General features: G+C 63.0%; 10 protein-coding genes. 1 reads left to right on the top strand and 9 read right to left on the bottom strand.

Going from position 1 to position 13,594, the window contains the following annotated elements:
• Positions 1-7 precede the first annotated feature (7 nt).
• The 9 genes from PV768_RS19295 to PV768_RS19255 form a co-directional block, all read right to left on the bottom strand.
• Positions 8-985: an ABC transporter permease gene (locus PV768_RS19295; RefSeq protein WP_066275479.1), complete on the bottom strand. Its 978-nt coding sequence runs from the start codon at positions 983-985 to the stop codon at positions 8-10.
• 141 nt (positions 986-1,126) lie between these two features.
• Positions 1,127-2,803 carry an ABC transporter substrate-binding protein gene (locus PV768_RS19290; protein ID WP_323057303.1) on the bottom strand — a complete coding sequence of 559 codons (1,677 nt, stop codon included), beginning with the start codon at positions 2,801-2,803 and terminating at the stop codon, positions 1,127-1,129.
• 78 nt (positions 2,804-2,881) lie between these two features.
• On the bottom strand, positions 2,882-3,952 hold the full coding sequence (locus PV768_RS19285) for a LacI family DNA-binding transcriptional regulator (protein WP_321216082.1): 1,071 nt from the start codon (positions 3,950-3,952) through the stop codon (positions 2,882-2,884).
• A gap of 162 nt (positions 3,953-4,114) precedes the next feature.
• On the bottom strand, positions 4,115-5,077 hold the full coding sequence (locus PV768_RS19280; protein ID WP_421093934.1) for a carbohydrate kinase family protein: 963 nt from the start codon (positions 5,075-5,077) through the stop codon (positions 4,115-4,117).
• A 27-nt stretch (positions 5,078-5,104) separates the two neighbouring features.
• Entirely contained in the window at positions 5,105-6,622 is a 1,518-nt protein-coding gene (locus PV768_RS19275; RefSeq protein ID WP_421093933.1) for a glycoside hydrolase family 32 protein, read from the bottom strand.
• Between the two features lie 23 nt (positions 6,623-6,645).
• The gene (locus tag PV768_RS19270) at positions 6,646-7,557 is read right to left on the bottom strand and encodes a carbohydrate ABC transporter permease (protein ID WP_157238223.1); all 912 of its coding nucleotides are present in this window, start codon (positions 7,555-7,557) and stop codon (positions 6,646-6,648) included.
• An 8-nt stretch (positions 7,558-7,565) separates the two neighbouring features.
• On the bottom strand, positions 7,566-8,495 hold the full coding sequence (locus PV768_RS19265; RefSeq protein WP_421093932.1) for a carbohydrate ABC transporter permease: 930 nt from the start codon (positions 8,493-8,495) through the stop codon (positions 7,566-7,568).
• The gene (locus tag PV768_RS19260) at positions 8,492-9,952 is read right to left on the bottom strand and encodes an extracellular solute-binding protein (protein ID WP_421093931.1); all 1,461 of its coding nucleotides are present in this window, start codon (positions 9,950-9,952) and stop codon (positions 8,492-8,494) included. Before PV768_RS19260 ends, PV768_RS19265 begins: the two co-directional genes overlap by 4 nt.
• A 206-nt stretch (positions 9,953-10,158) precedes the next feature.
• Positions 10,159-11,202, bottom strand: a complete 1,044-nt coding sequence (locus PV768_RS19255) for a LacI family DNA-binding transcriptional regulator (RefSeq protein WP_157238220.1) — start codon at positions 11,200-11,202, stop codon at positions 10,159-10,161.
• A gap of 990 nt (positions 11,203-12,192) precedes the next feature.
• On the opposite strand from PV768_RS19255, the gene PV768_RS19250 reads away from it, so the two are divergent.
• Positions 12,193-13,311: a DUF4062 domain-containing protein gene (locus tag PV768_RS19250; RefSeq protein ID WP_421093930.1), complete on the top strand. Its 1,119-nt coding sequence runs from the start codon at positions 12,193-12,195 to the stop codon at positions 13,309-13,311.
• Positions 13,312-13,594 lie beyond the last annotated feature (283 nt).

Here is a 13,594-nt window from a genome sequence, read left to right as displayed (position 1 = left end):
GCTCCCTCTAGTTGCTGCGCACGCGCGGGTCGAGGCGGACGTAGAGGATGTCCACCAGGAAGTTGGCCAGCAGCACGGCGGCGGTGATGGTCAGGAACAGGCCTTGCATGAGCGGGTAGTCGAGGCCCTGGACGGCGTTGAGGAGCTGGTATCCGACGCCGGGGTAGGCGAAGACCACTTCGGTGAGCAACGCACCGCCCACCACGAACCCCAGTCCCATGCCGAAGCTTGTGACCGACGGGAGCATGGCGTTGCGGGCTGCGTAGCGGAGCATGATGCGGCCCGGACGGAGCCCCTTGGCTTCGGCCATGGTGATGTAGTCCTCGGAGTTGGTGGCGATCATGGTGTTCCGCATGCCCAGCATCCAGCCGCCGATGGAGACCAGCACGATGGTGAGTGCCGGAAGCACCAGGTGGGCGCCCACGTCGCCGATGAACTCCCACGTGAACCCGGGCTCCAGGCCGGCGGTGAAGGCGTGGCGGATGGGGAACCAGTTCAGTACTACGCCGAAAAGGTACAGGGCGCCCATTGCGAGCCAGAAGTACGGGAACGAGCCGATGAATACGAGCAGCGGTGGAAGCGCGGAGTCGATCGCGCCGCCGCGCCGCCAGGCGGCGAGGACGCCCAGCAGGTTACCCACGACGGCGGCAATCACCAGTGCGGTTCCGCCGAGCAGGAGGGTCCAGCCGATCTGGGACGAGATGACCTCGGTGACCGGGGTGGGGAACCGGGAGATGGAGACGCCCATCTGCCCGGTGAAGATGTTGGTCATGTAGCCGATGTACTGCTCCCAGAGGGGCCGGTCGTCAACACCCAGCAGCTTGCGCAGGGCCTCAATCTGTTCGGGCTGCATTCTGTCCTGGGAGCGGGCGAACATGCGGGAGACGGGGTCCCCGGGCATGAATCGGGGGAGCAGGAAATTCAGGGTGATGGATGCCCAGAAGGCGATCAGGTAGAAACCCAGGCGGCGCAGGATGAAGCGCACGGTTTCCCTCCATTCGGGAATTACGGAAAAGTTTGGGGGCTGGCCGCCGGATGATCCGGCGGCCAGCAGTGGTGCGTGATGGGCCCACGCCGCCCGGGTTCCCTGGCCGAAGCGGAGCGAGGCTAGGGAGGCGGTGGGGAGTTACTTGCGCGGTTCCAGCGTGGTCAGCACAAGCACCGTAGAAGGTGAGCGGACCGAAAGGGTTGCGTAAGGGTTGTCCTCGGTGGGCCAGCCGGTGAAGCGGGTGTCATTGAAGGCGCCCCACTCCGGACCGGAGAACAGCGGCACCAGCGGTGCGGCGTCGTCGTATTCTTCCTGCAGCTTGTTGGCGATGTCCTTCTGCTTGGACTCGTCGGACTCTGCAGCGAACTCTGCCAGCAGGGCGTCAGCCTTGGCATCGCCGAAGCGGTGGTAGTTGTCGAACGTCTTGGTGCCCACAGGCTTGACGGTCGACGTGCCCATTGCGGCGTTGAAATACTTGTACGGGCTGGGGTCGTTGGCGCTCCAGACGATGCCGGAGTCAAAATCGCCCGTCTCGTAGCCGGCAACCACGGCAGCCCAGTCCGGGGACTCCACCTTTGCCGTGACGCCGACTTCTGCCAGGTTCTGTGCGATCACGTTGGCCACGGACAGCCAGTCGGAAGAGGATGCGCCCACGGAGATCTTGAACTCGAACGGCTTGCCGTCCTTGAGCGTGCGCTTGCCGTCGGCACCCTTCGGGTAGCCCGCCTTGTCCAGCAGCTCATTGGCCTTCTGGACGTCCAGCTTGGTCCAGGTGCAATTCTCCTTGACCTCGTTGTTCTTCCAGGTCTCGTAGTTGCCGGAAAGCCCGGTGCAGTCCGCAGGCTCGGCGTAGCCGCTCATGCCGATCGTGGTGACCTGCTCCCGGTCAACGGCCATGCTCAGGGCCTTGCGGACGTCGACATCGTTGAAGGGTGCCTTGGTGGTGTTGAGCTGCCAGTTGATCATGGCGCCGGTGGCCGGGAACCAGTAGTGGCGGTGTTCCTTGTCCTTGGAAACGAACGTCTTTTCGATGTTCGGAATGTACTGCGGGGCCCAGTCCACATCGCCGTTCGCGGCGGCGAGGTTGGCGCCGTCGTTTCCCGCAAAAGCGAGCATCTTGATACCGGCGATCTTCTGCTTGCCCGGCTGCCAGTAGTTGGGGTTCTTTTTCAGCACGAACGACTGGGCCTGGAAACTGTCAACCTCGGTGTAGGGGCCTGTGCCGACGGGTTTGGCGTTGGCGTCCTTCTCCGGATCGGCGAGGGCGGACCAGATGTGCTTGGGCAGGATGGTGAGGTGCCCGACGTCGTACAGGGCCGGCGACCACGGCTTGTTGAAGGTGAAGGTCACCTTGTTGGTGCCTTCGGCGCTCACGGAGTCCAGGTACTCGAAGCCACCCTTGATCTTCTTCTGGAGCTCGAAGGTGTAGGCGACGTCCTCGGCCACGAAGGGCTGGCCGTCGGACCACTTAACGCCGTCGCGCAGGGTGAAGGTGATGGACTTGCCGTCGTCGGCGGCCTTCCATTCAGTGGCCAGCCACGGCACGGTGTCACCCTTGGCCGGGTTGAAGATCAGCAGCGACTCGTAGATGGACTGCTGGACCATCGGGTTGACGGTGGGGGCGAACGGGTTGAAGTTCTGCACGAACGTGCCCATGTCCTCACGCGGAATGGTGAGGAAGGCGCTGGCGTTTGCTGCGGCGTCGGTGCCGGCAGCTTTGTTGCCGTTGGCCGCACAGCCGGTCAGCAGCAGTGCGCCCACCGCCAGCCCGGCCGCCGTGGTGCGGGCAGCCCTCAGGAATCGGGGTTGTGTCATGATGGTTATCTCTTTCCTATCTTCATCAGCAAAGTGAAGGGGTGGGGGAGGGGTTGCTCTTCGAAAGTGATTTCGCGGTCAGACCGAAGAGCGTTCTAGCAGCGGACAGCCGACCAATTGCTGGTCGGCAATAATCGGCTGTCCTGCTGTCAGAGCTGCGAGCGTCTGGACTCCCAGGGCGCCCATTTTTTCAAACGGCAACGCAACCGTGGTCAGCTTGGGCCTGAGGTAGGCCGCAATCAGTTCCTGGTTGTCGAAGCCGATCACGGCGATGTCTCCGGGGATGGTCAGGCCCCGTTCCTTGATGGCGTCGTAAGCGCCCATCGCCATGCGATCGTTGAGGCAGAACAGCGCGGTTGGCCTGTCCTCCTGCGGGTAGCGGTCCAGGATGCAGCACGCGGCCTCATACCCGCCGTCGGCCGTTGCATATCCGGGCACCACGAGCTCGGGGTCCAGCTCGAGTCCGGCATCGGCGAGTGCTTCGCGTGCACCCTCCAAACGCCCGATTGCTGCGGGAATGGCCGGGTCCAGGTTGATGACTCCGATCCGGCGGTGGCCGGCCCGGAGCAAACGTTCGACGGCGGTGCGGCCGCCGGCGCGTTCGTCCGGGACGATCGAGGGCAGCTTCCCGTCGGCGTCGAAGCAGTTGATCAGTACGGTGGGTACTTCCTTGGCGGTTTCGGGCACGTGCACGCCACGGTGGAATGTGGCTGCGTATAGAAGTCCTTCCACGCGCTGCTCCAGCAGCTTTTCGGTTGCTGCGTCCTCCAGGCCCTGGTTGGGTCCTACGGCATCGGCCTGGTCGGAGGGCGCGATGAGCAGGAACTTGCGGTCGAGCCAGGCTTGGTCTTGTGCACCTTTGATGATGTCGACGGCGAACGGTGCCGTGACGATCTCGGTGACAATCCCGTACCAGTCACTGCGCTGGGATGCCAGTGCACGTGCTCCGGCGTTCGGGCGGTAGCCCAAGGCCTGGACAGCTTCGTTGATCCGGGTGCGGGTCTCTTCGGAGATGCTGGCATTTTCGCGGTTGCTTAGCACGAACGAAACCGCAGTCCGGGAAACTCCCGCGTGCTTGGCAACATCATTCATGGTGACACCCCGCTGCCGCGCGGCCCCGGCATGGTTCGAGGTGGTGGTTTTCGCCATTGAATGCTCCGGTGATAATCGGTGGTGCTGCCAGGTGGGTAACGCGCGTTACTTGCGCATAGATAGAGGTTACGCGCGTTACTAGAGCTGTGTCAAGGGTTACATTTTCGCGTGCGAGGTGACCGCTGCCGACGATCAGAGCAGCCGCACCGAGGGCTCGTGCTAGGCGTGCGGATGCAGCTGGGACTGATGCTGATGCTGGAGCTGTGTGCGGAGTTCGTCTTCGGTGGGGGGCCGGGCGCCGGCCCGGGATACGGTGATCGCGGCCGCGGCGGCCGCCGTGCATCCTAGCTGGTCGAGGACTGAAGGGGCCAGGCCGCCGGTTCCGCGGGTGAGGAGTCCCAGGATCAGGGCCGACATATAGGAGTCGCCGGCGCCGATGGTGTCCACCACGGGGGTCTTCACTGCAGGAATGCTGAGGGCGGTGGTGGATGTGGCAAGCAACGAGCCTGATGAGCCCCGGGTGATGACAGCCAGCTCTGCTCCGAGACCCAGGATGTGTGTGGCGGTTTCCTCCAGGGCCTTCCTCGGGTAAAGCCATGCGGCGTCCTCGTCGCTGAGTTTGACGACGCTGGTGAGCTGCACCAGTTCCTCGAAGGTGTGCCGTGCTTCGGCTTGGGTTCCGAGCAGGGCCGGCCTGATGTTGGGATCGTAGGTGATGATGCACTCGCTGCGGAGTTCCTGGAGGATGGCTTTGACGCAGTTGGCGCCCGGTGGCAGCAAGCTTGCGATCGAACCGGTGTGCACGAGCTTGGGCGGAGTAAGGGCAGGATCCAGCGGCGCCACATCCCAGTCGATGTCGAAGGCGTAGCTCGCCGAGCCATCGCGGGCAAGTGTGGCGGTCGCCGTCGACGTTCTCTCCAGTGACCGGGAGCCTGGCAAGAGCGTCACCCCGGCGCCCGTGAGGTGCTCCTCAAGTGCGTCACCACGGTGGTCAGTGCCCATGGACGTGAGCAGCCCGGTGCTCACCCCCAGGCGGGCCAGGCCGTAGGCGACATTGGCCGGTGATCCGCCGGGGTGTTCTGTGGTGCCGTCGGGGGTGGTGACGACATCGATCAGGGCTTCGCCGATGACGACGACGTCCAACCCCTGCCCGGGAGGGTTCGGTTTCCGGCCGTTGTGCATGTCTTGTTCCTTGCTTTGGGTGCTGCCCTAGCCGAGCTGAGTGACCTGGAGGCTGTTGATGGTTGCCGCGCCGCCGACGGCGTAGGCGGCGAGGCTGGTGCTGGTCTCCGCCGGGAAGATCAGTTCGGTCATGGTGACCTGGCCGTCCTGGGCGAAGACTTCAACGGAGCAGCGGTCCACGTAGATGGTGAGCTCGTAGGACCCCTGCCTGGGCTGGATGGGGGCGGTGTCAATGGAGCTGAAAGATGCGTGGAAGTCTGTCCTGCCGGATTCGCGCCGGTCCACGAGGAGTGTGGCTTGCTCGGGCCGGATGCCCACGCGGGTTCCCTTCAGGCCGTCTCCGCGCAGGATGAGGCCGAATTCCTCTGCGCTTCCGGGGGTGAAGCTGACGTCGATGCGCTGGACGGTGCCGGCCGCGTCCGCCAGGACCTGCGAGCCGTCGTGGATGGTGGTTCCGGAAAGGTGGAACGACTCCGTGCCGGCCAGGGCGGTCCAGTCGCCCGCGGGCTGCTGGGCCAGGCACAGTTCTCCGTCGCGGGCCTGGAGTGAAATTTCCCGGGCGAGGCTCATGGGGCTGCGCCAGGGCGTGGAGGGGATGTGGTTGGCGTATTCCCAGTTGTTCATCCAGGCGATCATCAGGCGGCGGTTGTCCGGGACGTCGCTGAAGGAAACGGCGGCATAGTAGTCCCGGCCCCAGTCCAGCCAACGGTATTCGCCCAGTCGGGCCGGGTCCTGCGGGCCTTCGGTCACGGTGCTGGCGGAGGTGAAGGTGGTGCCGTCGAAGTCGCCGATGAAGTACTGGCCGGCGGAGCCGTTGTTGGGCCCGCCGGGATTGAGGTTGACGGTGAGGACCCATTTGACCTTGTCCGGGTCGCCGTCCACGGGCAGGGGAAACAGGTCCGGGCATTCCCAGACCCCGCCGGTGGCATTAGCCGGCCCGAAGGTGCTCAGCAGTTCCCAGCTCTTCAGGTCGCGGGACTTGTAAAGCACCACCTGGAAGTCTGTGGCTTCGACGGCGACCATCACCCAGTAACTGTCCGCGCCGCCGTCGTACCAGATGACCTTGGGGTCACGGAACTCGGCGGAGCCGCGGTTAAGAACAGGGTTGCCTCCGTGTTTTGTCCAGCTGTAGCCCCCGTCCAGGCTGTAGGCCAGGGACTGGGCCTGGACGCCCTCATGCCCGGAGCCCGGTTTGAAGGCGCTGGTATAGATCGCCACCAGGGGCGCAGTGGATCCGTTGCCGAATCCGCTGGTGTTGTGACGGTCAAAGACGATGCTGCCGGAAAAGATGTCTTCGTATTCGTCGCAGGCGATGGCGACGGGGTGCTCGGTCCAGGTCAGCAGGTCGGTAGAGGTGGCGTGGCCCCAGGACATGTTGCCCCAGACGTTTCCCAGCGGGTTGTTCTGGTAGTAGAGGTGGTAAACGCCGTTGTGAAAGATCAGGCCGTTGGGGTCATTAAGCCAGGTGTCCTTCGCCGTGTAGTGCAGGGCCGGGCGGTAGCTGTCTGTTGTGGCTGCCGTACTGGCCGAGGTGAGTGTATCCATGAGGTTCCTTTTGGAAGTGCGTGCTATTTGCTCGCGCCGGCTGTGAGGCCTTCGCGCAGGGTGCGTTGGCCGAAGATAAAGACGACCAGTGCGGGCAGCATGGACAGGATCACTCCAGCGAGGACCACCGATATGCTCCCGGTGCCGAGGTTGCCTTGGAGTGTGACCAGGCCGAGGGGGAGGGTGAAATTCTGTTCGCTGATAGTAAGGATCAGTGGCCGGAAGAACTCGTTCCAGTGGAAGTTGAAGGCAAGGATCCCGACGATGGCCATGCCCGGAACGGCCAGCGGCACGTAGACGGAACGGAAGATCCGCCACGGTCCGGCACCATCCAGGGCGGCCGCTTCCGCAAAATCATTTGGCAGGCCAAGGAAATACTGACGCATCAGGAACGTGCCGAAGGCGGTGGGAATGGCCGGCAGGATCAGTGCCAGCAAGGTATCGGACAGACCCATCCCACGGATGAGCATAAAGACGGGGACGATGGTGACCTGCACTGGAACCATCATCGTGGCCAGCACCAGCGAGAAGATGGCGTTCTTGCCCCGGAAGTCCAGGCGGGCGAAGGCGTAGCCGGCCAGAGTGGCGGAGGCCATCTGGCCAAGCGCGATCAGCCCGGTCACCAGGGCGCTGTTCAGGACCAGGAGGCCGACATTGATCTGCTTGAACACCTCCCGGTAGGCGGTGAAGTCAGGGTTGATGGGCAGGAAGGACGGGGGCAGGTTGAACGACTCCGACGGCGTTCGCAGCGAGGTGGACAGGGTCCACAGGACGGGGCCGAGCGTCAGCGCCGCAGCCACCGCCAGCGCGGCGTATCTGCCGACGGTTCCTGCGGCGGGCAGGCGGCGGTTGCGGTAGGGCTGTGGGGTGGCCGGTGTGCCGGCGGTGGAACCCGGATGCTCGTTGGTCCCGGTGTTCAGGGTCTGGCTGGACATAAGGGACCTCACTGGTAGAAGACGAAGCGGCGGCTGAGGCGGAATTGCAGGGCGGTGACGGCCAGGATCAGCACGGTCAGTACGAGGCCGATGGCCGAGGCTTCGCCGAATTCCAGTTGCTGGAAGGCGGATTCAAAGATCACCATGACTGCGGTGCGGGTGGAATCCCCTGGACCGCCGTTGGTCAGTACGTAGGGCTGGTCGAAGACCTGCAGTGCGCTGATGATCGCCATGACGGAGGCGACGAGCACGGTGGGGCTGATCAGCGGAAGGGTGACGTTGCTGAACTGTTTCCAGCCCGTGGCGCCGTCCAGGTTTGCTGCTTCGTGCAGTTCTTTCGGAATGTTGCTCAGGGCGCCGAGGAAGAGGAGGAAGGAGAACCCGAAGTTCTGCCAGACGTACACCAGGACGACGACGGCGGCGGAGGCCACGGGACTGGTCAGCCAGGGTACTGCGGGAATGCCGATGAGGGACAGGAGCCAGTTCACCACGCCAAACTGTTCGTTGAACATATACCGCATGAAGACGGACACCGACGCGGCAGACAGCACCAGGGGAAAGAAGAAGGTGGAACGGAGGAATACCCTGAGCCAGGACGGCATCCTGCCCTGGAGCATGGAAGCCAGGCTGAGTGCAATGCCGAGTTGAAGGATTACTGCGACGACCACGAACACGATGGTGTTAAGGAAGGACACGCGGACGGTGGGGTCCTGTGCCAGGGAAGCGAAGTTGGCGAAACCGACGAATTGGGGTGCCGAAATGATGTCCCAGCGGAAGAAGGCCAGGACCAGCGAGCCGATGATCGGCAGGAAGGTGAACAGGGCCATCCCCAGCAGCGTCGGGGCAAGGAAAATCATCGCCAACCGTCGCTCGACGAACGAGCGGCGCGTGGCCGGTGGTTTTACGGTGTGGCGTGGGGTAGTAGAAATGGTGGTCATGCGTTCCTCCTGAGGGCCAGTTCGAGATCGCGCTGCAGGGTGCCCATCGCTGTCCGTACGCCGGCGGAGCTGCCGCTGACAGCGGTGGAAACGTTTTTCATCAGGGCAGTTTCGACGGCGGCCTGCTGCGGCGGCGCGGGTATCGGGCCGGACGCGGGGAACCTGTCGAGGGTGTCGTAAAAGACCTTCCAATGCCGGGGCCCGGTGGCGGCGTAAAAGGACTCATTTACCATCGAACGGCGGGTTGGAGTGGTGTTCGGCTTGGGAATGGCCAGCTGCATCGCTTCGCGGCTGGAGCAGAACTTCACCCATTCCCAGGCTGCGTCCTTATCTTTCGCCGTACGCATGATCGCATAGCCGGCAGCGCCGAACTGGTGCCGCTGCGTCCGCCAGCGGGGGAAGAACTGCACATCGAACTGATCGGCCGTCATGCCTGCATCGTGCAGACCTTGCGCCCAGTAGCCACCCGCTGGCGTGGTGCCGATGCGGTTGTTCCCGAACAAGCCAACGAGGGCGTTGCCGCCCCCCGATTCAGGCCGCACGCCCAGTCCTTCGGACACGAGTTCGCGCAGGTAGTCTAAGGTCTCGATAACCCGGCCGTCCTCGGCGTTGGGAGCCAGCCATTGATACCCGCCGCCGCGGGTCGCCCGGGCAGGGTCCTTGGGATAAAAGCGGTCCCAGAGCCACTCCCCGCCGGGGGCCTTGCTCTCGGTTAGGAAGCTGGTGTCGTTGGCGTACAGCCATGGCACGACTCCGCCAAAAAGCCGGTTGGTCCAGTAGTACGGGGTGAAGTCGGCCGGGCGCGCTTTCCGCAGGGCGCGGAGAGTGGCGCTGAAGTCATCCTGTGTCCAGTCGTCCTTTGGCCGGTCAAGGCCGGCCTGGGCGAAGGTGGTGGTATTCAAATACATGTTCGCCGCGTTCCAGTCCAGCGGAAGCTGGTACAGGCTTCCCTGGTACATGAAGGCTTCCAGCAGGCTCGGATGAACATCATCGAAGTAGTCGCTCATGTCCCCAGCGTCCCGGCGGACATAATCATCCAGCGGCTCGGCGAGCTTGTCGGCGAACAGCTGGGCGCCCTCGGTGGCTACGTAGACGACGTCCGGCGGTGTTCCGGCGGCTGCCATGGTGAGGATCTTGGAAAAGAAATCCTTCCAGTCCGCGCCTTGGATCGCCTGCAAGCGGACCGGAATATCTGGGTGGGCGGCGGTAAAGGCGTTAACCAGGCCCTGCCGGGCCGCGGCATCTGCTGCCGTTCCAAGGATGGCGATGTTCAGTGCCTTGCTCCCGCGGCCCGGAATGTCACTCCCGGTCAGTCGGGGCCAGGCGCCCACCGTGGCTCCCGCAACAGCGAGGCCAGTAAGGCCCAGCACGGAACGACGCGTGAGCTGCGAAAGTCCGCTGCCGGACCGCGGCGCATACGAGGGGGGTGTGTTCCCCGGTGTCTTTTCAGACGTCATTGTCGGCTCCTCCTAACACGTGTTAAGTAGGGTAAATAGAGCACCTAACACGTGTCAAGTGAGACTTTTGCTGGAGCCTAGATGAACTTGAATTACGAGCGTGAGCTGCTTGACGAAGCGCGGACAGTGGGCTCCCGCGGAGGCTGGGCGAGTCATCCCTGGCATAACTTTTCCGCAGCCAGGCGCTGCGGAAACGGTCCGCCAGGTTAGCCGGCCGGGACCGCTGCAGTGGACGCCCGCGGTATGATCCGGCAGGGCATGTAAAGAGTGCCTGCTTCAACTTGCTCAGCTGCCGGGGCTTTTCCTTCGACCGCATCCAACAGCAGGGACATGGCCGCTGCTCCGATTTCGGCGTGCGGAAGTGCCACCGTGGTAAGGGCGGGAACAAGGTTGGCAGCGAGGTTCTGCTGGTCGTCGTAGCCCACTACGGACAGATCCTGCGGTACGCGCAGTCCTGCGGTCGCCGCGTAGAGCAAAACGCCGGTGGCAACCCGGTCGTTGGAGCAAATGATCGCCGTCGGCCGGTCTCTGCCGCCCAGGACGGAGGAAGCGGCCCGGTAGCCCTCGTCGATGTCCCATCCGGTCGCGTGGACATGCTGTTGTTCGAGGCCCAGCCCCGCTTCGGCCATAGCCTCACGGTAACCCTGTTCACGCTGCGGCGCGGCGGGGGAGCTGAGAGTTCCGGTCAACAAGGTGATGCGGCGGTGGCCCAGGTCAAGCAGCAACTGCGCCGCCGCGCGTCCGCCGTCGATCTCTGCCGGTATCACCGAATGGAGCTGCGAGCCGGTATCAGTGCAATTGGCCAGAACGGCGGGCACGGTGAGCATCGCCGGCGGGGCCGTAATTTCGCGCAGGCTGCCGGTGGCGTACATGATCCCGTCGACCTGCCGGTGCACGAGTTGCTGCGCCGCAGCGCCATCACGGGCCGTGTCATGTTCTGTGTCGACCACGAGGACCATGTATCCGCGGGCCAAGGCCGTGCGTGAGGCGCCGCTGATCAAACGACCGGCGAAAGGGCTGGTAACGATGTCATCCGTGATGATGCCGATCGTCGATGTCTGCTGGTTACGCAGGCTGACGGCAACGGAGTTGGGCGTGTAATTTAGCTCCGCCGCAGCGCGGAGCACCCTCTCCTGGCGTTCGGCGGTGACGTTGCCGTCTGCCCTGCCGTTTAGTACCAGTGACACTGCACTGCGGGACACCCCCGCCCGTCGTGCCACATCCAGTGCTGTTGCTTTACGTTTGGCCATGCCGATCCATCCCCTGCCTTTCGGCCCAGCATACCTAACTCGTGTGAGGTTGAGAGATGCCGTGTTTGGGTCTGCTTTCTGGCGAAGACGAAACGGATGAACGTCTTGTTCGGAGGAGCCGCCGGTAATGGAATTCGATGCGCACTGGAGGAGTGTATGCGGCTTCTCCAGATCCGACTACGTAACTGTTACGCGCTCGACTCCGGCGAGGAACCGTGTCGACCCAGGACCGCTTCAGGTTTCGGCTACTCCTGCCCGTGACCGCCGCCCTAGGTGCATCGCTAGCTGCGCCCACCAAGCGGGCTTGTCCAGAAGCAGTTCGTCCCGGCCCAGCAATAGTGGGTGCGTGTACAGGCCCGAGCTGCTGGGCAGGACGAACACTTCGGTGTCGGCGATTCTCCAGTCCTGAAGACCCAGCTCGACGCGCTCATGGGTACCGGCCTGTCTGACGAAGTCCTTGGCAACACCCTTGCCGTTGAAGCCATACATTGCGGACGGAACTCGCGCACTAGTGCCTCCAACCGTATGTGGCCCGAGCCGAGTTCGTCTGACTTGTTCAGGTCGGTCAGACCGATCCCCAGTCGCGAAAGTTCTTCGTCGTCCTGCCGTGTCAGCGCCTCCGAGGAGAGCCCGGAGTCGTAGAGCAGTGCCCAGAAGTTGTTGCTGCCGTCCGCGTAGTAGTGGCACTTTCCGAGGCTGAGGCCACCTGGCTTTGGCTTATCCTGGCTGATGAGGAGCTGTATTCCTGCAGCAATCCGGTCAGGCAGACCCGCTATATCCATTCCCCGTCTCCTTCGCCTACGCTGCTCCAGCCCTCTGCAGGATTCAAAGCTCGACCCTACTCCCGGTGGTGGTCCGATTACCGGAACTGCAGCACGCCAGGTGCTGGCCGTGCTGGAAACCCGGGCCCAGAGTTAATCTTGTAGATTCCTTCAGGGCGCAGGCGTTACATCTTACAATTTGGTGCGCCGAGTGAAGCACAATGTTCCAATGAGGATCTTCATTAGCAGCGTTCGGCGTGGGTTGGAAGTAGAGCGAGATGCGCTACCAGGCCTGATCAAAGCGCTCGGGCACGAGCCTGTTCGTTTCGAGGACTTTTCCGCGCAATCAGCACCAAGCAGAGAGGCATGCATCAAGGGTGTGGAATCCAGTGATGCCTACCTATTGATACTCGGCCCTCATTACGGAACGGTGTTTCCGGAGACTGGGCAGTCGGCGACGCACGACGAGTGGGTAGCAGCACAACGGGCCGGTATCGCCCGTTACGTATTTCGAAAGAGCGGCAGCACCTTCGACGTAGAGCAGCAGCAGTTTGAAAAGAGTTTGGGCGAGTACGGATCAGGCCGTTTCTATAAGGCCTTCTCCGACGTATCGGAGCTTCAACAAGCTGTAGTGGCGTCCATCCGCGAACTCGAGGCTGCGCCCGAATCATTGGATTTCGAGCCCCTGCAAGAAACCGTTGAGGTTCGCTGGCTTCTGGAAGACGATTTCAGGAACCAGTTTTCGTCCTCGGAACGTTGCCTCCTTGAGATTCATGTTGTCCCGATCCACGGACGGCCGGTTTCAGCGCGACTACTGGATGAGGTAGGGGCCGGTCTGCCGGGGCAAGTCAGAAACGCTGGACTTGTGTCTGCTGCTCAGGGTGTGGAATTCGACCACTTTGAAGGCGGCGTCATTGTTCGCTCTCCGGCGCCTTCACGTCGGGGAGGTTTGCATGAGACCCATGACGGGTCCCTTGCTGCTGTGTTGATCCGCAAATCTGGCGGGACAACTGTGACGTTCAGGCTTCCGGGGGACATGATGGGATCGATTCTGGATCTAAACGATCTGTCGCGGAGGCTAGGATCAGCGCTGCGGTTAGCGGGGCAGGTTGATGTATCAGGGGCGGATAGGTTTGCCATTGGCGTGGGAATCACTTCGACGTCAATGGTGGCGGTTGGAGAACTCGGGCGCGGTCCCCGTAACAGCGTGGGAATGCACCTTAGCAGCGCTCCGCTGCACCTAGAACCGGATGAAACCGTAAGCCGCGCAGCGCTCGATCGAGGAGCGGGAGAAGTTGCGACGATGCTGGCCCGGTCGTTGATCCGCACTTTCCAAAACTCGACGTGAGCAATTCCGCAGACGTACAGTTCGGGAGAGGTTGTCAGTCCCGAACTGTAGCCTGAATTTCTACTGTTGGCAGCAGCCGGCGCTATCACTTGGGGGAACGACCGCAATGTCGTCTGAACGCATAAAAGCCATTCACGACTGCCTTTGTGAAGGTAACTATGACTGGCCTAGAGACCCTTTCACGGCCGCGGAGAAGGCTACTGCTTGGTTAGACGATATGAAGTGACAGCGGGTTCTGCCTGTCCGGGCCGGCCATTGTCGCCGGGCGGTCCCATCAGCGCCG

This window comes from Pseudarthrobacter sp. CC4 (assembly GCF_048957775.1).
GTDB lineage: Bacteria > Actinomycetota > Actinomycetes > Actinomycetales > Micrococcaceae > Arthrobacter.
Note: the sequence above shows the minus strand (reverse complement) of the source record. Positions and strands in the feature narration are given on the sequence as shown.